Source organism: Lactococcus taiwanensis (assembly GCF_014905395.1).
GTDB lineage: Bacteria > Bacillota > Bacilli > Lactobacillales > Streptococcaceae > Lactococcus > Lactococcus taiwanensis.
In genome coordinates this window covers 148123-171054 of the sequence record NZ_BNDT01000004.1, presented here as the reverse complement: position 1 = coordinate 171054, position 22932 = coordinate 148123, and the positions used below count along the sequence as shown (strand labels likewise).

Below are 22932 nucleotides of genomic sequence, written 5' to 3'. Positions count from 1 at the left end.
TCGCCCTTTCTTTCTTGCTAGGTCTTGATAGAAAGGACATGGAAGTGAGCTTTCATGTATTGATATAAATTAAGGAGAATTATAATGCCAAAACAAAAAACTCACCGCGCATCTGCTAAACGTTTCAAACGTACTGGTTCAGGCGGTCTTAAACGCTTCCGCGCTTACACTTCTCACCGTTTCCACGGTAAAACTGTGAAACAACGTCGTCAACTTCGTAAAGCTTCTATGGTTTCTAAAGGTGACTTCAAACGTATCCGTCGCATGGTTGCGACTATGAAATAATTTCCAAAGGAATTATTTCAAGTAACAGTCTGGGAGACTGTTACGGTAGGAGCAAGCCCTGCAGGAGCGTAGCGACTAAAGGGACTATGAAATAACTCATCTGATTTTAGAAATCCATCTAGACAGTTGAACTTTAAATTTTCTTGCTTCAATTAAAATTAAAAATAAATTTGTCTTTGAAGACAAAATTGAAATCTACTAAGAATTAAAGGAGAACACACATGGCACGTGTTAAAAATAGTGTTGCTACACGTAAACGTCGCAAACGCGTATTGAAACTTGCAAAAGGTTACTACGGAGCTAAACATAAACTCTTCAAGACTGCTAAAGAGCAAGTCATGAACTCATACTACTACGCTTTCCGCGACCGTCGTCAAAAGAAACGCGACTTCCGTAAATTGTGGATTGCACGTATCAATGCAGCTGCACGTATGAATGGACTTTCATACAGCAAAATGATGCACGGTTTGAAATTAGCTGAAATCGAAGTGAACCGTAAAATGCTTGCTGACTTGGCTGTTGCTGATGCAGCTGCATTCACTTCACTTGCAGAAGAAGCTAAGAAAGCTTTGGCTAAATAATTACATTAAAATCTATCCTTCGATAGATTTTTTATTTTGAAGCTATTTTTTTAAATTATGATACCGCACAAAAGAAGCTCAAATCTAGGATTTGAGCTTCTTTTGTGCACTGATGTTTAAAATTTAGCATGATGAATAAAAAATTAACGCTTTTAAAAATGATATAATAAAGGGAACTGATGGTGGATAGAAGGGGAAGATATGTTAGTAAATTTTAGAGATATTCAGACACAAAATTCAAAAGAATCTCGACTAAAAAAGAATCTATTTTTTAGAGGAGGCCAGTTGACTGATTTAACAGCTGAGGATAAAAAAATTCTTACTGATAAGTTTCGAATTGGGAAGATTTATGATTTTAGGGGGCAAGAAGAAGTCACTACTCAACCAGATGTCTCCCTCGATGGTGTGAATTATGAAAATATAGATATTCTGGCTTCTGCGACTTCAGGAAATAGCGGCTCCTTGCAGGACATGATTATTAATGCCACAGATATTCGTGAAGCGATGATGAAAACTTATGAAAGTATTGTTATCAGCGAGTCTGCCTTAGAAGGTTATCGCACCTTTTTACTTGATCTTTTAGACCAAAAACAAGCTGTTTATTTTCATTGTTTTGCTGGAAAAGATAGAACAGGATTTGCTGCCGCCTTGCTTTTAAGATTATCAGGAGCTTCTGATGAGGAAATAATGAAAGATTATCTCAAAACAAACAGTGCTCGCAAAGAGGTCAATCAAGAAATCATTAATGCAGTGAAAGCAACGCTCACTGAAGATCAAATTGCGGGCTTACAGATTGCACTTACTGTTGATAAGAATTATTTGCTTCATGCGAGAGAAATTATGAACAAACATTTTGGGTCTTTTGAGGGTTACTTAAGAGAAGGGCTTGCGCTTGAGAAGGATTACGTGGAGTATTTTCAAGCGCTTTATTTAAATCAAAAATCATAACAAATAAAAAAGGAGCAGTTTAAGGCTCCTTTTTTTCGTTTTAGTCGCGAACTACGAGGACGTCGCACGGTGCATTCTTAATGATGTAATCGGCAACGGATCCAATGAAAATTCTTTCAATGTAAGAAAGACCAGTTGCTCCAAGAACAATAAGGTTAATGTTTTCTTCTTTTGGTAGGGTTTGACCAAGCATGATTTTTGGTGAACCAAATTCCACACGTGTTTTAACGTTTTTCACACCCGCTTTTTTTGCTTCTTCTGCAAAGTCGCGGATGAGATTTTCAGCACCTTTATGCGTGTCATCAGCTACAACAGAGTCATAAGCTGAGATCGATTGGAAGGCACGGAGGTCAATAATATTGGCAATGACCAGTTCAGCATCGTTACGAATAGCAGTAGCAACAGCTTTATCAAAGGCTTTAGTAGCTTCTACGGAACCATCAAGACCAACAAGGATTTTTTTATAGTTGTCTAACATAGGCGACTCCTCCATCAATTCATTTGTTTATATTTTAATTTTACTCTTATTTTGTTCATTTGTAAAAAGAAAACTGCTGCTTTGGTGGAATATGGTATAATTGTTAGAGTGAATTTCTGAAGGTTACGAATAAAATTTTACTGACGAATCTGTCAGTAAAAAAATGACAAGGTGTGCCAGCTTAAAGCTTTAGCTTACAGCACTTTGACATGCGAATCATGAGGACTTTAGAAAACTGTAAGAAATAGGTGAGAAAATATGACTCGATATGCTGTGGTGGATCTGGAAGCGACCGATGCTCATAGTAGTGAAAATAAAATTATTCAGATAGGGATTGCCTTGGTGGAAGAAGGCCGGATTGTGGGGACTTTTTCGACTGATGTGAACCCTCATGAAACTTTACTACCAAGAATCAGTGAGCTGACGGGGCTGTCAGATAAGCGCCTAAGTGTTGCTCCTGATTTTTCTGAGATTGCGGGCGAAGTCCGGGAGATTTTAACGGACTGTGTTTTTGTTGCGCACAATGCCCGTTTTGACTATGGGCTTTTAGAAAAAAGTTTTTTTATGGCAGGCTTGGAGTTTAACGAGATGCCTCGGGTGGATACAGTCGATTTAGCGCGGGTCTTTTTTCCAACTTTTGATAAATATGGCTTAGAAGCGCTGAGTGAGCATTTACATCTCTCTCATGAACATCCTCACGCGGCCCTATCTGATGCTTACGCAACAGCTGAGCTTTTATTAAAGATTCAAGAAAAAATTCGTGCGCTTCCACGTGTTGTACTTGAAGAATTATTGCGGCATGCGGATAACTTACTTTTTGAAACCAAATTATTTTTACAAGAGCAGTTGGAAAAAACGGAGCTGGCTCCAGCGGGTTTAAAGATTGTCCACAATATTGCTACAAAATGTGTTCCTAAAGGGGAGCTGGTCAGAAAAAAAGGCACTCTCGCTAGCCAAAGCCCGCTACTGACAGAGCTGTCAGCAGATTTTTCTGAAAATATCCACAAGCTAGGACTTAGTCCACGGACCAAACAAGAAAAATTAGCCCACTTGATCCAAAAAGAACTCGCTTTTCCACAGCCATCTTTTTTGGAAGCACCAACGGGGCTGGGGAAAACTTATGGTTATCTGCTGCCTCTCTTGGCGCAGGGTAAAAAAATTGTAATTTCCACAGCGACAAAGGTTTTGCAGAAACAACTTCTGCACGATGTTGCCCCGCGGTTAGAAGAAGTTTTTGGTGTGAAGATGGCCAAAATCGTTGGGACGCAGAATTATATTTCGCTCACAAAATTTTCCAAGCTTTTACTCAATGACACGGATGGGAAAAATTTTGAGATTTTCAAAATGAAGGTACTGATTTGGTTGACCCAGACAAGTACGGGAGAACTTGATGAACTCTCTAAAGTCATGACGAATGCTGATTATTTTGCAAGCATTTGTCATGATGGCTATGTTAACCCTAAACAATTTCATTATGAGCAAGATTTTTGGCTGAAAGCCCAGAAAGAAGCGGAGGTTGCTCCAATAAAAGTGGTCAACCACGCTTATCTAATTGAGCGTCTGGCGGATTATCCCGAGACATTCCTTGAGGAGCGGGTGCTTGTGGTCGATGAGGCGCAGCAATTGTTTCCAATCATGGAAAGCGCGGGCCAGCGTAGTCTAAAAATCGCTGACGAACTGGTCAAAATTGATGCAGCCGTCAGTGAAAACCCTCAACTGATCAAACGTTTGCAAGAAAGTTTAGTTTACCAGCTCAATAAGAAAGAGCTTGATTTGCCTAAAATTAAAATGGATGCTCAAGAATTAGGACTGACAGAGCTGTCAGCATTTTTAGAGGATGAGCAACAGATTGTCTGGCGAGAAAACGGACAGCTTTTTGCCAGTACGAGAGATTTTTATAATTTTGCTCAGCTGATTCCACAAGCAATCAAGTTGATGATGATTGGGGCTACACTATCTCTTTCAAAAGATAAGCCTTCTTTTCCTGAGTTGCTTGGTTTCGCGGATTATCGCTTTTTCAAAATTGATGGACATCCCGTACCCAATCAAGAATTAATCGCCTTGACGGATGCACCAAATATCAAAAATTTAAGTGTAGTGGATTATGCAGACTACACTGCATCGACCTTAGCTGAGCTTGCGCGCCTTGAGTTACCAATGGTTGTACTTTTTACCTCAAAGATTGCTCTAACTTTTGTAGCGGAAAAAATGTCTGCCGATGGGTTCGAAATTTTAGCGCAAGATATCAATGGCACACCAGCTCAGCTCAAGAAAAAATTTGATAAGGGAGAAAGTAAAATTCTTCTTGGCTTAGGCTCCTTCTGGGAAGGAGTAGATTTTGATAAGCAGAATCAGCTTTTGCTCGTTATTCCACGTCTCCCTTTTGCCACACCAGATGACATTTTAACGAAGAAATATGCTCAAAAATTTGAGAATCCTTTCTATGATTTCAATGTTCCCATGGCTACTTTAAAGTTGAGACAAGCTATTGGTCGTGTCAATCGTAGACGCAATCAATATTCTAGTGTGATTGTTTTAGATAATCGTTTGGCAGGAAAATCTTACGCTAAACGCATGCGCAGAAATCTCGCTGAAGCGCTCCCTGTAAAAATGCTAAACTTGCTTGATACAGTCAGCGAAATCAAGAAATTTTTGATATAATGATACGTAATACCACAGCCTATAAAAAGTGGAAAAAAGCGCAGCTTTTATATGCTGTGCAAAGCTTGAAAGAAGAAAAAATATGAGAAAGCGAAAAATGACACGTCATTCGCAGATCATTATCGGGATTCTAACAGTTATAGTGGCGCTTTATTTGGCGATTGCCTTTTTCTTTTGGAGAAGTTTGACGCCCTACCAATCAGGCCGTAAGCAAGCCATTGCCATTGCTCAACAAAAAACAGACTTAAAAACGGCAACGGCTTTTGATATTGCGACTACTGACACGACAACCTACTCGGTCGTAGGGTTAGATAGCTCAAAGCAAGAGATTGGGGTGCTGATTCCTAAAAAATCGGGAAAAATCACGGTAGTAAGATTAGCAGATGGCGTTTCACCAACGACTTTGACTAGTCAAAAGACGCAGTCGGTAGTTCTCGCCCTCTATCAAGGTCAACCAGCTTGGGAAGTGAATAATAGCGATGGTTTTAAAGTGTATGACTTTAAGTCAGGAAAAGAGTTACTATGAAAAAGAGTTCTGATTTTGTATTAAAGATGGATGAGTCGGTCACCTTGGCGGCGGCCAACCGGGCCAAAAAATTGAAAGCCCAAGGGCGAGATATTATCGATTTAACCCTTGGACAGCCTGATTTCCCAACGCCTAAAAAAATTGGTGAGGCAGCAATAGAAGCAATCAAGAATGGTTCGGCAAGCTTTTATACACAGGTGGGAGGGCTTCCTGCTCTCAAAACAGCAGTACAAAAGTATTGGGAAAATTTTTATGGTTATTCGATTGACACACCGCAAATTTTGGTAACAGCAGGGGCGAAATTTGCGCTCTATGCCTACTTTATGGCAACGATAGATCCCGGAGATGAAGTGATTATCCCAGCACCTTATTGGGTCTCCTATGTCGATCAAGTCAAGATGGCTCAAGGGACACCAGTAATCGTAGAAGCAAAGCAAGAGAACCATTTTAAAGTCACGGTGGCGCAACTTGAACAAGCGCGTACAGCTAAAACTAAGATTTTACTGCTGAATTCACCTTCTAATCCTACAGGAATGATCTATACTAAAAAAGAACTGGAAGAAATAGGGGAGTGGGCGGTAGAAAATGATCTTCTGATTTTAGCAGATGATATCTATCATCGACTCGTTTACAATGGAGCTGAATTTACAGCTATTTCAAGCTTGTCCAAAGCTATTCGTCAGCGCACGACCATCATCAATGGGGTGTCAAAAACATTTGCAATGACAGGGTGGCGTATCGGTGTAGCTGTGGGGGATCCTGAAATCATTGCTGCGATGACTAAAACTGCTAGTCAAACCACTTCTAATCCGACAGCAGTTGCTCAATATGCGGCTATCGAAGCTTTCCGAGGTAGTGATACGGCTTTTGATCAAATGCACAGGGCTTTTGAAGAACGGCTCAATAAAATTTATAATCAGCTCTTAGAAGTCCCAGGTTTTGAAGTGGTTAAACCGAATGGCGCTTTCTACCTCTTTCCTAAAGTCACCAAAGCAATGGAACTTAAAGGGTTCAGTGATGTCACTGCTTTTACCACAGCGATTTTAGAAGAAGCGGGTGTGGCTTTAGTAACGGGGGAAGGCTTTGGTTCACCCGAGAATGTACGCTTGAGCTATGCTACTAGTTTAGAAAATCTGGAAAAGGCAGTGCAACGCTTGAAAGATTGGATGAATAATGGTTGATAAAAAAGAAGCTAAAGCTAACTATAAACACTCAGAAAAAATTGGAGCAGTGGTTGCTTATAAAAATTTAAGGACCAACGAGCGCTATCTTGACATTGCCCCAGATTTGGCAGGAATCAAAAATCGCTTTCAATTTGCTAAAAAAACGGGACTTGGTTTGCCTTATGCGATTGAAAAAGCAGCCAAGACCGCTGATTTCGAGTTAGAAGTACTCGAAGAACTCAAAAAAGATGAGTTACAAAGTCCCCAAGCATTCAAGGAAGATTTGAAAACCTTAAAAGAAATCTGGGAAGAAAAGTTGACGACTGATAAACGTTAGACATGGGCATATCCCAAGAAAAAATACTTTCGCTACTCATGCAATAGAAGATGAGCAAGGTAAAAAGGAGTGATAGGTCTGTCAAAAATGGCGTTCCAACCTCTTATGGACAGTACCTTGGTATTTTTTCATTTTTTATTATAGCTATTATGAAATCAAAAAAATTATAGAAGGACTTATTTATGAAAGACTTAATCTCTATCATCGATGTGAAAAAACATGTTGGTGAAACGGTAAAAATCGGTGCATGGCTTGCCGATAAATCAGGTAAAGGTAAACTCCAATTTCTTCAGCTCCGTGATGGAACTGCTTTTTTCCAAGCAGTGGTTTTCAAACCAAATATGATTGAAAAGTTTGGTGAAGAAGCAGGAACAGCTAAGTTTGATGAAATTAAACACCTTTCTCAAGAAACATCTGTTTATGTGACTGGTGTGGTCAAAGAAGACGCTCGCTCTAAGTTTGGTTATGAACTTGATGTGACTGACTTAGAAGTGATTGGTCATTCTCATGATTATCCAATCACTCCGAAGGAACACGGCGTAGAGTTTTTGCTAGATAACCGTCATCTTTGGTTGCGCTCAAAACGCCAAATGGCTATCATGCAAATCCGTAATGCGATTATTTATGCTAGCTATGACTTCTTTGATAAGAATGGTTTCATCAAATTTGACAGCCCAATCCTTTCTGGAAATGCTGCGGAAAATACTACAGAACTTTTTGAAACGGATTATTTTGGCAACCCTGCTTTCTTGTCACAATCAGGTCAGCTCTATCTTGAAGCTGGTGCAATGGCACTTGGTCGTGTCTTTGACTTTGGACCTGTCTTCCGTGCTGAAAAATCAAAAACACGTCGTCATTTGACAGAGTTTTGGATGATGGATGCTGAGTATCCTTTTGTAACGCATGATGAATCTTTGGATATTCAAGAAGCCTATGTAAAACATATGATTCAAGGAGTTTTGGATAATGCTGCTTATGCCCTTGAAACTTTGGAACGTGATATCAGCAAGTTACAAAAATATGTTGATACTCCATTTATGCGCGTGTCTTATGATGATGCGATTGATTTATTACAGGCGCATGAAAATGATGAAGATACGGATTATGAGCACGTAGAACATGGGGATGATTTTGGTAGCCCTCATGAAACATGGCTCTCTAACTTCTATGGCGTACCAACTTTTGTTGTTAACTATCCTGCAAGCTTTAAAGCCTTCTACATGCGCCCAGTACCAGGTAATCCAGAGCGTGTACTCTGTGCAGACCTTTTGGCGCCAGAAGGTTATGGTGAAATTATCGGTGGTTCTGAGCGGGAAACAGACTATGAAGTGCTCTTGCAAAAAATTGTTGATTTTGGTTTAGATCCAAAGGATTATGAGTGGTATTTGGAGCTACGAAAATTCGGTTCAGTTCCTCATGCAGGCTTTGGTCTTGGATTAGAACGTATGGTTACTTTCGTGGCAGGGACAGAACATATCCGTGAAGCTATTCCATTCCCACGTATGATTAATCGTATTCATCCTTAAGCTTATAACTTCTCTTTTAAGTAAGAGGAGTTTTTCTTTTTAAGATGTTCTTTTTGGTATAATTAAGAAAAGGGAGAAATAGCATGATTGGATTGAAAGAAGCAGGCAATGAAAATCAAGAACTGGCCCACTTTGCAGAAGAATTGATCGATAAATTTCGTGAACGTTATAATTCCAGCGATTATCGGACTTTTGAGTGTACCTTTATTGAAGGTTTTGTTAGTGAGTTTGTCATGGAAAGCCATGATAAAATACAAACGGCAGAGGCTACTATCGATGATGAGCTGATGATTGTTTCATTTGTAGATCATGCGCACGCCTATATGACAGGGGCTATGCATGAAGTCAAACAGTATCATCAGATCTTTACCCAACTTTGTGAACACTACTATGAGAAGGGATATTTGCAAGAAGCGCTGTATCAGGACCGAGAATATCTTAAAATGGTTCAAAATATTCTTAAAGAAGTTCACTTAGAGGTGAAGTTGAGTCTTAAGACGAAATAGAGTAGAGGAAATAAGGGCAGTAATGAAAGTACTAATCGTAGCAGGCTTACCCGATTGTGTTATCGAAGAAACTTATGACAAATATATCGGTGTCGATCGCGGCAGCCTTTTTTTGATAAAACAAGGTATTCAAGTTGATCTTGCTGTGGGAGATTTTGATTCGGTTGATCAAAAGGAATATGAGCGCATTGTGCAAGATACAAAAGCACTTATTAAATTACCCGCTGAAAAAGATGAAACAGATTTAGAAGTAGCGTTAGATTATGTTTTAGAGCATTTTAGTAAGGCCGAGTTGACGATTATGGGAGCGCTAGGGGGGCGGTTGGATCATTTATTAACGAATGTTTTTTTGGTGCAACGTCCTAAATATCAAAGTCTTGCTCCCCATATTACATTATTTGATCAACAGAACTTGGTCCGTTATCTTTTGCCGGGGAAACATCAACTTCCTAAAATCGAGCGTTATAAGTATATTGGCTTTGTACAGATGGGGAGTGAGGACACATTAGCCATTGAAGGGGCTAAATATCCCTTAAAGCCGGAGGAAAATTTTAGCCCGATCTATGCTAGTAATGAATTTACCAGCTCACAAATGACGGTTTCGTTGGAGCGTGGGATGGTCATGGTCATCTATTCGGGTGATGGAAGAAAATTCTAATTAGAGAAAAGCTTTTTTGATAACGCTTGCTTATTTGTCTTTTTTGCCTAAGAAAATGATAAAATAGAATGAGTTATATTAGAATGAAGAGGCCCTAAAATGATAATCGGAGTAATTGGTGCAACATCTAACATTGCCAGTAAAGCTTACCTTCCTGTCTACGCAAGCATGCAAGCTCAGCATCGTTTTGTGCTTTATTCAAGAGAATGGGCGCGTGCAGAAAAAATAAGAGCTCAATATAAATTTGAATATGCGACAGAGGATTTGGCGGCTTTGGAGACTGTTGATTTAGTCATTATCCATGCAGCTACAGCTCAGCACTTTGAATTAGCAAAACGTTACCTTAGTGCTGGTGTACCTGTTTTAATGGATAAACCGGTCTCTGAGAATTTAGAAGAGGTAAGGGCTCTTCAGAAATTAGCAGCCGAAAAAAATGTACTTTTCGTGGTGGCTTTTAATCGCCGCTTTGCACCGCAAACTGCGCCACTTAAAGCACTCGCTCACAAAAATATGATTAAAGTGAGTAAAAATTTGGCAAATAATGCGAGTGATGATGTGAGTTTTACAATGTATGATATTTTTATCCATCCGTTAGATACAATGATTTACCTTTTAGATGACGAGATTGAAGACATTCATCACTCACTCAAATTAGATGATGAAGGTAAACTAACCCGAGCAACAGTCATGGTTGAAACCGCGACAACGACTGCACTAGCGACAATGAATCTTGTAGCAGGCGCTTATAGTGAAGAGTTTGTAGTGGAAGCGCCGACAGCAACACTGCGTCTATCAGAGTTGACCGAACTTGAAAAGCGGAGTGGTACAGCTTGTCAAACTTATGGCATCAATGGCTGGCAGTCGGCGACTTATAATCGAGGCTTTGATCATTTAATCTCAGGTATGGTAGAGGCAGTCGCAGCTTTTGATGGTAGCAACCGTGATGTGCTTTTGGATAAGATGAAACAACATAACATTTTGAAGTCGCATGAAATTATTGCCCAAATGTTAGAAGAAAATAATGTGAAAAGTTACTGACCAAGCTGTCAGTAACTTTTTTTGTTGAAAATTTGGTAAATTCTTGCAATTATGATAGGAAAGAAGTATAATTATAAAAAATTCGAAAAGGAGTCCTCATGAACACTAAACCATTCACAGTCTTTTATTTTTGGCGCAGATAGTTTGTGTTTATGCATTTGGCGTAGATACAACTTTTGAGTAACCTCAAAATTCTACGCCGGCGACTTAAACAAGACCGGATAGGCTAACTATTCGGTCTTTCTTTTTTTAATTTTTGACCTTTAGTTCAATTCAAAAGTAAAATTAATCGCGTTTCAATCTCTTACTGAGATTGTTTCGTGTCTCTTATACAATAAAAGCGACAGCGACCGACTCCAAGCAGGGTTTTACGTGATGAATTAAAGGAGTAACTACTTGAAAGCTTTGCTTTCAAATTTAAAAGAAAAGGGGAATTTCATGGAAAATTCTGGAACAGGGCTGAAGTCTTCACTTAAGACTCGCCACGTCGTAATGCTCTCACTTGGGGGAGCGATTGGAGCAGGGCTTTTTGCCGGCTCAGGACAGGCCATCGCATCGGCAGGTCCTTCAGTAATCTTTACGTATTTGATTGCTGGTTTGATCTTATTTGTTATTATGCATGGGGTGGGACAAATTGTTCTGCACCAAAAAACAAAATCTGTGGGAATGGCCGAGCTGATTGAGCCATATGTGGGCAAACGTTTTGCTCATTTTACGGACTGGGTGTATTGGTCCACTTGGATGTGTGTGATGGTGGCCGAAGCTTCTGCGATAGCACAATTTTTAGGGGTATGGTGGCCGATGATACCAGACTGGATTTTTGTCTTGATTGTCGCTCTCATTACATTGGGAATCAATCTCTATTCCGTTCGCGCTTTTGCAGAGACTGAATATTGGCTAGCTATTGCTAAAATTGCCGTCATCATAGCACTGATTGTTTTAGGGATATGGTTCTTACTGGTTCAAGTTCTTCATCTCGGTGTAGCTCAAGGCTTAGGAAAAATGAACAGTTATGGTGGCTTTGCTCCGCATGGAATGAAAGGTTTCTTTAACGCCATGTTAATGGTCATCTATTCTTACGGTGGCTCAGAGCTTGTGGCCATCACAGTATCTGAGGTTGAAGATCCTAAGAAGGCGATACCTAAAGCAATTCGTGGGGTAATGATGCGGATCGTGGCCTTTTACTTTATCCCGATGTTTCTTTTTATTGAACTTTATTCATGGAAATTTTTGAGCACGACACAAGAAAGTCCTTTTGCCTTGATCTTCAAAAAGTTTGGGATCCCAGGAGCCGCGAATATTATTAACTTTATCATTATCTTGGCCTTGTTTTCTGTCATTAATTCTGCTATTTATGCGACATCACGTTCGCTCTATTCACGGACTAAAGACTCTAAGAGTGGTGCAGCAAAATGGTTGAGTACTCTCTCTCACAAAAATGTTCCATTACGTGCGATTGGTTTTTGCTCGGGCCTTTTGTTTGTGGGCGTTATCTTATCTTATATTTTTGGAGCTAAATTATTTAATTATTTGGCAGGCTCCATCTCTTACACGCTCTTGGTAGTATGGATTATGCTTTTGATATCAAGTTTAATCTTTTACTTTAAGGAGGGGCATGCTTCAATGTTTATCAAAATAATTTCGATTTTAACATTGATTGCCTTATTTGTGGTAGGTTACTTCACAGTAATTTCTAATCCACTCGGTTTAACTGGCTTTGCCATCATTATCTGTTTAGTGAGTTTCTTTTCTTACCGAAAGAAGCAGGGCTCATGATAAAATAATTGCAATTTTTTAGAGAAATGCTATAATAGATAAAAATAATTGCAGAAATGTTGTTTCGATGTTTCTGACCAGAAAGGAGAACACAATGAATACACCAACAATTACAGTCTATTATTATTATCGACATGGATAGTTGTGTGTATGCAAAGGGCATAGATACAGCTTTTGGGTATACTCAAAAAGTATCTGTGCCGGTGATTCTCTAAAATGACCGACGCGTGACGTTTGGTCATTTTTTCTTTTTTGAACCCAAAAACTGTATCTTAAAAATAATAGTTTTGTTTGTTAGAACAAACATAAGGGGGAAAAATTGGAAGAAGAAAAAGAAACAAAGCACTTAAAATCAGCAATGAAGACGCGGCATGTGGTCATGCTCTCACTCGGTGGAGCAATTGGGGCTGGCTTATTTGCAGGATCAGGGACAGCAATTGCTGCGGCAGGGCCATCGGTTATGTTGGCCTATATTTTAGCGGGCTTAATTTTATTTGTTGTGATTTATGGGATCGGTCAAATTGTCTTGCAACAACAAGAAAAATTGGTAGGGATGTCAGGTTTAATCGCACCATTTGTTGGAGAACGTCTCGGACATTTTACTGATTGGGTCTACTGGGCGGACTCCATGGCGGTTATGGTCGCAGAGGCAGCAGCTATTGCGCAATTTCTACATGCGTGGTGGCCTATGGTTCCCAACTGGATTTTTGTGCTGGTCGTGGCTATTTTGGCATTGGGAATTAATCTCTATTCCGTGCGCGCTTTTGCGGAAACTGAGTATTGGCTAGCTATCGCAAAAATTGCGGTGATTATTTTATTAATTATTCTTGGTTTTTGGTTTTTGATGACTCAAATTTTACAACTCGGAATTGCAAATGGGTTGAATCAGATGAATACCTACGGAGGCTTTATGCCTCATGGGATGAGTGGTGTATTTGCAGCAATGCTCATGGTCATCTACTCTTATGGAGGATCAGAAATGATTGCATTGACCATTTCAGAAGTTGAAAATCCCAAAAAGGCGATTCCTAAAGCGATACGTGGGCTGATGTTACGTATCGTCAGCTTCTACGTTATTCCAATTTTTATTTTTTTGGAGCTTTTTTCTTGGAAATTTTTAAGCACCACCAAAGCAAGTCCTTTTGTTTTGATTTTTGATAAATTTGGAATTCCTTATGCAGCAGTCCTTGTGAATTTTGTAATTGTTCTCGCTTTATTTTCGGTGATTAATTCTATGATTTATGCAACGTCGCGCTCTTTGTATGCGCGAGTACAAAATACTCAACATGGTTTGGGGGGCTACCTTGGAAAGTTATCAAAACATCAGGCACCTATTCGAGCAATTGCTTTTTGTGCCGGCGTCTTGTTTATTGGCGTGATTCTCTCGTATATTTTCGGTAACCGTTTGTTTAGTTATATGGCGGGATCGATTTCTTATACTGTTTTGATGACATGGTTGATGCTCTTAATTGCTTCGCTTGTATTTTATTATAGGACGAAAGCTTCGCTTTTGAAAAAAGGGATGGCGTGGCTTACCTTGATTGTTTTACTGATTGTGGGTTATAACTTGGTTATATCAAATCCATGGGGCATCACGATATTTGCTATCGTAGTCGGGCTCATCAGCTTTTTGAGTTTTCGAGAAAAGTAAGCAGCTGGTAAAGGGAAAACAGGAACTTTTATCGCATAAAAAGTGCTGACAGCTCCGTCAGTAAAAAAGTCCGTCATTTTTGACGGGCTTTTTGATAATTTTGGAAATGGTGCTTGACACTATGAGTGGCGATGAGCTCAAGTTTTTGCGTACGCCGAAGTTTATGTTTAAACCACCATTCGCACTGCATGGCTTCACTTTTGGTATCAAAGTGAATGGCGGTAACGAGCTGGACTGGCCCTCTTGTTTTAGTGTACTTTGCTCCTTTTCCGTTATTATGGGCAGCAATTCGTTTTTCTAAATCTGTAGTGTAGCCACAATAAAGGGTTTGATCAGCACATTGTAAAACATAGGTAAAGTAATCTTTCGTCATAAGTTTTATTTTTAAGTCGTTTCTAGATTTGAAATTACTGACAGAGCTGTCAGTAAGAGGTTGCGTTTTCAATTTTTAGCTGTTTGAGCGTAGAAGGAAAAGAAAAAATTTTATAGTAAGATTATACCATTTCGGGTGCTCAATGTTAAGAATTGCCTTCCTGTTCGTGATATAATAGAGGTAATATGATGTGAAGAAGAGCTAGTCTTCAAAGGCTCAAATTGGATTGAGCCCTTTTAAAATAAAAGCTTCTACTCTTGTGTAGAAGGATAATAAGGAAAAAAGATGCCACAAGAAAAAATAGTTATTCATGGTGCGCGTGAGCACAATTTAAAAAATATCGATGTCGAGATTCCTCGCGACAAATTGGTCGTGGTTACTGGAGTATCAGGCTCAGGTAAGTCATCACTTGCTTTTGAAACGTTGTATGCCGAAGGGCAACGTCGTTACGTAGAATCCCTCTCTGCCTATGCCAGACAGTTTTTGGGAAATATGGACAAGCCTGATGTTGACTCGATTGATGGGCTTTCACCCGCAATTTCCATTGACCAAAAAACCACTTCAAAAAATCCACGTTCAACGGTGGGAACGGTCACAGAAATCAATGATTATCTGCGCCTTTTGTATGCTCGGGTGGGAACGCCTTATTGTATCAATGGACATGGTAAAATTTCGGCACAATCTGTTGAAGAAATTGTGGAGCAAATTCTCGAATTACCAGAAAAAACACGCCTGCAAATTTTGGCACCTGTCGTGCGCAGAAAAAAAGGAACGCACGTCAAAATGTTTGAACGCATCCAAAAAGATGGCTATGTTCGTGTTCGTGTTGATGGAGAAGTCTATGATATTTCCGAAGCACCAGAATTAGATAAAAATAAAAATCACACGATTGAAATTGTGATTGACCGGATTGTTGTTAAAGAGGGAATTCGTTCGCGCTTGTTTGATTCGGTTGAGGCAGCACTTCATCAAGCAGAAGGTTATGTGATTGTGGACAAAATGGACGGTTCTGAGCTCCTCTTTAGTGAGTTTTATGCTTGCCCCGTCTGTGGGTTCACTGTCCCTGAACTCGAACCCCGCCTTTTCTCCTTTAATGCACCATTTGGTTCATGTCCAGATTGTGATGGTTTAGGGGTCAAGTTAGAACCAGATGTCGATTTATTGATTCCAGACCCAAGTAAGACATTACGTGAAGGAGCAATTGTCTATTGGTATGGCAAAGCTTCAAATTATTATCCTGCCTTGTTAGAACAAGCGATGAAACAGTTTGGAATTGACATGGACACACCTTGGGAAAAATTATCTCAAAAGGCGCAAAACATTGTGCTTTATGGAAATGGCAATAAACTTTTCCACTTTTATCATCAAGGCGATTTTGGTCTACAGGATAAAGATATGGCCTTTGTAGGAGTCATTCCCAACTTGTGGCGCCGTTATCGTTCAGGAATGAGTGAATCTTCCCGGGAAATGGCGCGTAGCTATATGACTGAACTTCCTTGTACAACTTGTCATGGCTATCGTTTGAATGATCAAGCACTCTCGGTCAAAGTAGGCGATAAAAATATTGCTGAGTTTTCAATTTTGTCCATCGGAGATACGCTTGATTATGTCGCGTCTTTAACCCTATCCGAAAATAATGAGATCATTGCAAAGCCCATTTTGAAAGAAATCAAAGATCGCTTAACCTTCCTCAAAAATGTTGGGCTAGACTACCTGACTTTGTCGCGTTCAAGTGGGACTTTGTCAGGTGGCGAATCTCAACGGATTCGTTTGGCGACACAGATTGGTTCAAACTTATCAGGAGTGCTTTACATTTTGGATGAACCTTCGATTGGCTTGCATCAAAGGGATAATGACCGCTTGATTGCTTCCTTACAGAAAATGCGCGATTTGGGCAATACATTGATTGTAGTGGAACATGACGAAGATACGATGATGGCAGCAGACTGGCTAATTGACGTGGGTCCTGGGGCGGGTGACTTGGGAGGCGAGATTATCGCTAGTGGTACGCCAAAACAGGTCATGAAAAATAAAAAATCACTGACTGGCCAATATTTATCAGGTAAACGTGCGATTCCTGTACCTGAAAAACGACGCTCCATTGATAAGAAAAAAATGGTCAAGATTACGGGTGCAAGTGAGAACAACTTGCAAAATCTTGACGTTGAGTTTCCAATGGGAGTTATGACGGCTGTAACTGGGGTTTCCGGTTCTGGAAAATCAACCTTAGTGAATACCATCTTGAAGAAGGCTTTAGCGCAAAAACTCAACCACAACTCAGAAAAACCAGGTAAATATAAGAAAATTGCAGGTTATGAAGGTATTGAGCGGTTGATTGACATTGACCAAAGTCCAATTGGGCGAACTCCACGCTCCAACCCCGCCACTTATACCAGTGTATTTGATGATATTCGTGATTTATTTGCCAATACCAACGAAGCCAAAATTCGTGGTTATAAAAAGGGACGTTTCTCATTTAACGTTAAAGGTGGACGTTGTGAAGCTTGTTCTGGCGATGGGATTATCAAGATTGAAATGCATTTCTTGCCAGATGTCTATGTGCCTTGTGAAGTGTGTCACGGTAGACGTTATAATTCGGAAACTTTGGAGGTTCACTACAAAGGTAAGAATATTTCAGAAGTATTGGATATGCGCGTTGCCGAAGCATTAGAATTCTTCCGTCATATCCCAAAAATTGAGCGAAAATTACAGACTATTGTTGACGTAGGTTTGGGCTATGTGACGCTTGGTCAACCTGCCACGACCCTGTCTGGTGGGGAAGCTCAACGGATGAAATTAGCCAGTGAATTACAAAAACGTTCAAATGGGAAAGCTTTTTACATTTTGGATGAGCCAACGACTGGCTTACATAGTGAGGATATTGCAACGCTTATCCAAGTACTCGACCGTCTCGTTGATCAAGGAAACACCATTGTGGTTATCGAGCATAATTTGGATGTTATCAAAACAGCTGATTACATCATTGACCTTGGACCAGAAGGTGGCGCTGGTGGTGGGACCATCCTTGCCAAAGGTACCCCTGAAGAAGTCGCTAAGGTAGCTGAAAGTTATACGGGGCAATATTTGAAAGACAAACTGAATCGGTAAGTACTGACAGACTGGTCAGTACTTTAGGAAAGTATGATTTGGCTTATTACTCCTAGCTGAGGACAGAAAATGGACAGATTAGAAGAAATTTTTGAAGAAATCAAAGCCGATCCTCAAAATGAAGCTTATACTAAAAGAGGAATCGAGCCACTTTACTCTGCACACAGGGCAGCAAAGATTTGTATTGTGGGGCAAGCCCCTGGGATACGTGCTGAGGTTTCACGCTTATTTTGGAATGATCCCTCTGGTGACCGGTTGCGTGATTGGTTAGGGATTGATCGGACAATTTTTTATCAATCTGATAAGCTCTCTATTTTACCTCTAGATTTTTATTTTCCTGGTAAGGGAAAATCGGGAGACCTCCCCCCTCGTAAGGGGTTTGCGCAGAAATGGCACGAGCCACTTCTTAAAGAAATGCCGCATATTGAATTATTTGTTTTGGTCGGTTCTTATGCCATGAAATATTATCTAAACTTAAAATCTTCTACCAAAACTACTGAGATAATTCGGGATTATGAAGCTTATCTTCCCCACTATTTTCCTTTGGTGCATCCGAGCCCAAGAAATAATATTTGGTTGGCAAAGAATCCATGGTTCGAACCAGAAGTTTTACCTGCTTTGAAAAAAAGAGTGGCAGAGCTAATGAAAGATTAAAAAAAGTTACTGACAGAGCTGTCAGTAACTTTTTTAGGTTAGAGTTGCAAAAAAAACATTTTTATAACTTGGAGCAATGGAGCAGCGGGAAAGCTATCGGGTTGGTTTCACGCTCAAGCCCGATGAAAAGGAAAAAATCCAATGAAACTCTTAAACTTTGGACGCTTTGCATTGCTCATGAGAGGTTGCACTAAAAAAACTCGAACTGGCAAGGTTCGAGTTTAAAAGGTGTAAGTCATATCCATTAATAATTTAGCCAGAGTTATTTTATCATTTTCAGCCTATAGAGAGGATAACCGATGATGACAAAAGCCCTTGTCTTTGACAAGGACCCTGAGGGATCATTAGATATTAGCGAGCAGACATATCCATGCAAGCAGTACATGGTCGGAGCTTAAAGGTCGGATAGGTCATTTGCGTATGGTTGACTGCGCTAAGGTCACTATCGAATGCATCATTAATTACAAAAGCGTCTGCGAAGTGAGGGCGGTGGGGACATGTCTCTTTGTGGACCTCGTGTGCACTATCGAAGTCTCCATTTTTATTGATTACATAGTTCATGGTGCGGTCCTCCTTTTAATCGTGTACATTATTATGTACAATTTAATTTTACAATCTTCTTGAGAAAAGTCAAGTATTTTGTTTTACAACAAAGGAACTAATTTAGAACTTACCTTAAGTCCTCGTTCGCATAAAAAAAGAAGCTAACTTAACTTCTTTCCTAAAGTGTGCATAAAATACCACTCGTGTCCTTACTAATCAGGTAATAGGCACATGCAGCTATTGTCCAGGCCCAAACAATGTGACCGAAACATTCGGAAAAATGTTCAGCAAAAGGTTGTTGCCAGGCAGGTGGTACCGTTCCTAAAAGGGGGAGTAAGAGAAGGTGCCAGATGATCCAGATTAAAAGTCCGTAAGCCATCCCTTGCCAAAGTCCTATTAGTGGCCAGAACTGGCCAACTAAAATAAAAAGAAAGGCAAAAAAAATAGAGAAACTAAAATGTAAAATCAGCGAAAACCAGTAAACTTTTTGATTCCGTGAATAGAAAATAAAGGCATGGGTTAGAGATTTTGGGACCCCCATTTGTTCCATGAGCCGCTGTGGGGGATTGGTCGAATTCCTCTCAAGAGTACGTGGAGGTAAGAGAGCTTCCCATCCAATTTTAACCATACCAGAAACCATTCCGGAAAGAATACCAAACCATAAGCTTTTGAAAACTATCTGGCTGACTGGTCCATCAAGCATGGTAACTAACAACATATAATCCCTCCTTAAGTTTCAGTAGATTTGATCAAAAAGTGGCTTCTAACATTTATTCAGCTAAGCCTGTTCGTTCCATTTGAATATGAGCAATTCCAGCTTCTTCAAAGATTGCTCCCACCTCCGTAAACAGATACTTATGATAGAAAGCTTTGGCAGAAACTTGGGCATGGAGTTCTAACTTATCAATATGAGAGGCTTTGGAAAACTCAAGCAAGCGTTCCATTAAAAGCGTGCCATACCCCTTATTACGTCCCTCTTTAAGAATGGCCATACGTTGAATAAGTGCGGAATGCTCATCTAAATGAGGCAGGAGACGGACAGTCCCTTGTGCAACACCCCCATCGTAGAGAACGAAATGTACAGCCGAAGCTTCTTCCAAAGCATTTCCTACTTCAAGCTCATAAGGAACACCTTGTTCTTTTACAAAAACTTGATTGCGAATGCGTAAAGCATCAAAATAAATATCGGACATTGTATCGCGTGTGACTCTAATTTCCATTTTATCCTCCTATGGCTTAGTTTGCTTAAAAGCTCTGGATTTATTATAATATAAATAGTCTTAAAACGATACTGAAAAACTCTAGATGTGAATTGATACGCAAATCACCAGTAACTAAAAATAAGACCAGATTAATTGATGATGACCTTCTCCTAATGGAGGCTATCTTCTATAGACAAAGGAAATTTATGTTCAAAAAAAGCAAATTATTTTTCTGGACGATAGAGATTCTAGCGGTTGCTTTGCTAATTTATCTATTGACTCAAATCCAGTTTGTATTCCAACCCATTAAAACTTTACTGGCCTTACTCTTTATCCCATTTATCATCGCAGGGTTTTTGTACTATATTTTTAATCCTGTGGTCATCTTTATGGAGAAGAAACTAAAGATTAAAAAAACACTGGGAATTTTTATTGTATTACTTGTGATACTGGGACTGATTATTTTTGCGATGGCATCAGTTATTCCAAGCCTCATTTCGCAATTAACAGACCTGATTAATGCGACTGCTAAGGCCTATCCGGAGGTGCGTCACTGGATAGAGAGCCTTCAGCATGACCCCCGTTTTGCAGAACTTTATAAACAGATTGATGTGAACAGTCTCGTTGAGAAATTGAATATTTCTTACACGGATATTCTCCATAACCTCCTCAACAGTATCACTGTCAGTTTGGGGAGTATCGTTAGTATTGTCACCAGTATTGTAATGGTCATGATTTTAGTTCCTATTTTACTTTATTATATGCTCAAAGATGGAGAAAAAATTATTCCTTTTCTTAAAGAAAATGTCTTAACGGAAGATAAACTCAATATTTTTGAACTCCTAGAGAACATGAATCATACAATCTCACGTTATATTTCTGGTGTGGCGCTCGATGCTTTATTAGTTTTTGTTGTTGTATTTATTGGCTATCTTATTTTAGGAATTCCGTATGCGTTCTTGTTTGCCCTTTTTGCGGGAGTGACCAACTTGATTCCTTATGCTGGACCATATATCGGCGTACTACCGATGGTGGTTACTGTGGCTTTCAACCATCCCATCACAGCCTTGATTGCAGTGATTTATGTGTTGGTTTTACAACAATTGGATGGAAATCTTGTTTATCCCAAAATTGTCGGTTCTGCAGTGAAAGTCCATCCTGTTACGGTTATGATCCTTATGCTGATTTCAGGAAGTTTATATGGTATCTTGGGGATGATTATCGCTGTACCAGCTTACTGTCTAGTCAAAGAAATTGTAAAATTCTTGAATGGTTTATATCGTAACCATAAGGCTCAACAGAAGAAAATTATTTCAAAATAATAGTAAAAATATGTTATAATAGATGCTATCTAAGCCCCTTTTGATACAAGCCTGATTTTTTATCTTGCGCTGTTTCTAAATAGGGCTAATAACAAGAGCACAATGGGTGAAACTGGTGATAAGGTGGAGAAATTTTTCTCTGTCTTTTATCCTTTTTACGCGTTGTACTCATATCTTAAATTCAAGGAGCAATAATGTCAAACCCTGATCCCGAGAGTGTATCGATACTCTTGCAGATTCTCTTACTTATTTTCTTGACGGCTTTAAATGCCTTTTTCTCAGCGAGTGAGATGGCAATGGTCAGTCTCAGTCGAACAAAAGTTGAACAAAAGGCGAGCGAGGGAGATAAAAAATACATCAATCTTGTTCGTATTCTTAATCAACCTAGTAATTTCCTCTCAACGATTCAAATTGGGATTACCTTAATTAATATCTTAGCCGGGGCAAGTTTAGCAGATGCCTTAGCTTCACGTTTGGCGCCTCTTTTAGGTGGGACGACTTTTGCTAAAACTTTGGCACAAATCATCGTTTTAGCAATCTTGACTTATGTATCTTTAGTTTTCGGAGAGCTTTATCCAAAACGTATTGCACAAAATCTCAAAGAAAAGATGGCCTTGCGTGTGGCACCTCCTATTCAGTTTTTAGGGGTCATTATGAAGCCTTTCGTCTGGTTTTTGGCAAGTTCAACCAACCTCCTGAGTCGCATCACACCAATGAAATTTGATGATGCTGATGAAGGAATGACCCGTGATGAGATTGAGTATCTTCTTAATACGAATGACGAAGCGCTTGACGATAGTGAGCGGGAAATGATTACTGGGGTGTTCAGCTTAGATGAGCTTGTCGCACGCGAAATCATGGTGCCAAGAACAGATGCGTTCATGATTGATATTAATGATGATGCTCATGAAAATATTACTGCGATGCTGAGTGAATCGTATTCGCGTATTCCTGTCTATGATGATGATAAGGATAATATTTTGGGAATTCTCCATGTAAAAAAACTCTTGAGATATGGATTTGAACATGGATTTGAAGAAATTGATTTACGTGAAATTTTGCAAGAGCCTTTATTTGTTCCAGAGACAATTTTTGTAGATGATTTAATGCGTCAAATGCGGAAAACGCAAAATCAAATGGCCGTGCTACTGAATGAGTATGGCGGTGTTGAAGGTTTAGTCACACTTGAAGATTTACTTGAAGAAATTGTCGGGGAAATCGACGATGAAACAGATATTGCTGAAAAAGAAGTTTTCAAAATCGGTGAAAATCTTTATGTTGTCCAAGGAAAAATGACACTGAATGATTTCAACGAAGAGTTTGAAACACATCTGGAAAGCAATGATGTTGATACCATCGCTGGATATTTTCTTTCAGAAACAGGACAGATTCCTGAAAAAGGTCAACAAATTGTTTGCAAAGTGGATAATGAGGAAGACCATTTTTCACTGACTAGTTTGGAAGTTTCAGGCAAACGCGTGGTGAAACTGCGTGTTGAGTTTGAGATTACACCTGAAGAGATCGAAGAAGAAATTAAAAAGTAAATAGAAGTTACTGACAGATCTGTCAGTAACTTTTTTATTAGCGCAGAAATTT

At 39.5% G+C, this 22932-nt stretch carries 21 protein-coding genes; 17 read left to right on the top strand and 4 right to left on the bottom strand.

Going from position 1 to position 22932, the window contains the following annotated elements:
- Window positions 1-84: 84 nt before the first annotated feature.
- From rpmI to JKP71_RS06415, 3 genes are all read left to right on the top strand, one after another.
- Entirely contained in the window at window positions 85-285 is a 201-nt protein-coding gene (gene rpmI, locus JKP71_RS06425; protein ID WP_075525290.1) for a 50S ribosomal protein L35, read from the top strand.
- A 221-nt stretch (window positions 286-506) separates the two neighbouring features.
- Window positions 507-866, top strand: a complete 360-nt coding sequence (rplT, locus tag JKP71_RS06420; RefSeq protein ID WP_075525289.1) for a 50S ribosomal protein L20 — start codon at window positions 507-509, stop codon at window positions 864-866.
- Window positions 867-1067: 201 nt separating this feature from the next.
- Window positions 1068-1814: a tyrosine-protein phosphatase gene (locus tag JKP71_RS06415; RefSeq protein WP_200407441.1), complete on the top strand. Its 747-nt coding sequence runs from the start codon at window positions 1068-1070 to the stop codon at window positions 1812-1814.
- 40 nt (window positions 1815-1854) lie between these two features.
- On the opposite strand, the gene JKP71_RS06410 is transcribed toward JKP71_RS06415, so the two are convergent.
- On the bottom strand, window positions 1855-2292 hold the full coding sequence (locus tag JKP71_RS06410; RefSeq protein WP_075525282.1) for a universal stress protein: 438 nt from the start codon (window positions 2290-2292) through the stop codon (window positions 1855-1857).
- Between the two features lie 258 nt (window positions 2293-2550).
- On the opposite strand from JKP71_RS06410, the gene JKP71_RS06405 reads away from it, so the two are divergent.
- The 10 genes from JKP71_RS06405 to JKP71_RS06360 all read left to right on the top strand — a co-directional run bounded on the left by JKP71_RS06405 (window position 2551) and on the right by JKP71_RS06360 (window position 14134).
- Window positions 2551-4953, top strand: a complete 2403-nt coding sequence (locus JKP71_RS06405) for a helicase C-terminal domain-containing protein (RefSeq protein WP_200407440.1) — start codon at window positions 2551-2553, stop codon at window positions 4951-4953.
- Between the two features lie 82 nt (window positions 4954-5035).
- Window positions 5036-5479: a cell wall elongation regulator TseB-like domain-containing protein gene (locus JKP71_RS06400; protein ID WP_075525280.1), complete on the top strand. Its 444-nt coding sequence runs from the start codon at window positions 5036-5038 to the stop codon at window positions 5477-5479.
- On the top strand, window positions 5476-6660 hold the full coding sequence (locus tag JKP71_RS06395; RefSeq protein ID WP_200407439.1) for a pyridoxal phosphate-dependent aminotransferase: 1185 nt from the start codon (window positions 5476-5478) through the stop codon (window positions 6658-6660). The genes JKP71_RS06400 and JKP71_RS06395 overlap by 4 nt, the downstream gene beginning before the upstream one ends.
- A complete protein-coding gene (locus tag JKP71_RS06390; RefSeq protein WP_075525278.1) occupies window positions 6653-6979 on the top strand; it encodes a GIY-YIG nuclease family protein in 327 nt (108 codons plus the stop codon). The genes JKP71_RS06395 and JKP71_RS06390 overlap by 8 nt, the downstream gene beginning before the upstream one ends.
- Before the next feature lie 182 nt (window positions 6980-7161).
- On the top strand, window positions 7162-8505 hold the full coding sequence (asnS, locus tag JKP71_RS06385) for an asparagine--tRNA ligase (protein ID WP_200407438.1): 1344 nt from the start codon (window positions 7162-7164) through the stop codon (window positions 8503-8505).
- Window positions 8506-8588: 83 nt separating this feature from the next.
- Window positions 8589-9011 carry a hypothetical protein gene (locus JKP71_RS06380; protein ID WP_200407437.1) on the top strand — a complete coding sequence of 141 codons (423 nt, stop codon included), beginning with the start codon at window positions 8589-8591 and terminating at the stop codon, window positions 9009-9011.
- A gap of 22 nt (window positions 9012-9033) precedes the next feature.
- Window positions 9034-9669, top strand: a complete 636-nt coding sequence (locus JKP71_RS06375) for a thiamine diphosphokinase (RefSeq protein WP_200407436.1) — start codon at window positions 9034-9036, stop codon at window positions 9667-9669.
- Between the two features lie 99 nt (window positions 9670-9768).
- Window positions 9769-10707, top strand: a complete 939-nt coding sequence (locus tag JKP71_RS06370; RefSeq protein WP_200407435.1) for a Gfo/Idh/MocA family protein — start codon at window positions 9769-9771, stop codon at window positions 10705-10707.
- Between the two features lie 438 nt (window positions 10708-11145).
- On the top strand, window positions 11146-12483 hold the full coding sequence (locus JKP71_RS06365; protein WP_200407434.1) for an amino acid permease: 1338 nt from the start codon (window positions 11146-11148) through the stop codon (window positions 12481-12483).
- Window positions 12484-12862: 379 nt separating this feature from the next.
- A complete protein-coding gene (locus JKP71_RS06360) occupies window positions 12863-14134 on the top strand; it encodes an amino acid permease (protein WP_200407481.1) in 1272 nt (423 codons plus the stop codon).
- Between the two features lie 73 nt (window positions 14135-14207).
- Here the strand turns inward: JKP71_RS06360 and JKP71_RS06355 are convergent, their stop codons facing one another.
- Window positions 14208-14507: a GIY-YIG nuclease family protein gene (locus tag JKP71_RS06355; RefSeq protein ID WP_200407433.1), complete on the bottom strand. Its 300-nt coding sequence runs from the start codon at window positions 14505-14507 to the stop codon at window positions 14208-14210.
- A 285-nt stretch (window positions 14508-14792) separates the two neighbouring features.
- Between JKP71_RS06355 and uvrA the strand changes: the two genes are divergently transcribed.
- A complete protein-coding gene (gene uvrA, locus JKP71_RS06350; RefSeq protein WP_200407432.1) occupies window positions 14793-17615 on the top strand; it encodes an excinuclease ABC subunit UvrA in 2823 nt (940 codons plus the stop codon).
- A gap of 69 nt (window positions 17616-17684) precedes the next feature.
- A complete protein-coding gene (locus JKP71_RS06345; RefSeq protein WP_200407431.1) occupies window positions 17685-18269 on the top strand; it encodes a uracil-DNA glycosylase family protein in 585 nt (194 codons plus the stop codon).
- 721 nt (window positions 18270-18990) lie between these two features.
- On the opposite strand, the gene JKP71_RS06340 is transcribed toward JKP71_RS06345, so the two are convergent.
- Together JKP71_RS06340 and JKP71_RS06335 are read right to left on the bottom strand one after the other, a co-directional pair.
- Window positions 18991-19530 (bottom strand): YagU family protein, encoded by a 540-nt coding sequence (locus JKP71_RS06340; RefSeq protein ID WP_200407430.1) that lies wholly within the window; start codon window positions 19528-19530, stop codon window positions 18991-18993.
- 52 nt (window positions 19531-19582) lie between these two features.
- The gene (locus tag JKP71_RS06335) at window positions 19583-20032 is read right to left on the bottom strand and encodes a GNAT family N-acetyltransferase (protein ID WP_200407429.1); all 450 of its coding nucleotides are present in this window, start codon (window positions 20030-20032) and stop codon (window positions 19583-19585) included.
- Window positions 20033-20220: 188 nt separating this feature from the next.
- Between JKP71_RS06335 and JKP71_RS06330 the strand changes: the two genes are divergently transcribed.
- Window positions 20221-21336, top strand: coding sequence for an AI-2E family transporter (locus JKP71_RS06330; protein ID WP_075525266.1), 1116 nt, complete (start codon window positions 20221-20223; stop codon window positions 21334-21336).
- 194 nt (window positions 21337-21530) lie between these two features.
- The gene (locus JKP71_RS06325) at window positions 21531-22880 is read left to right on the top strand and encodes a hemolysin family protein (protein ID WP_075525265.1); all 1350 of its coding nucleotides are present in this window, start codon (window positions 21531-21533) and stop codon (window positions 22878-22880) included.
- Window positions 22881-22932: the final 52 nt, after the last annotated feature.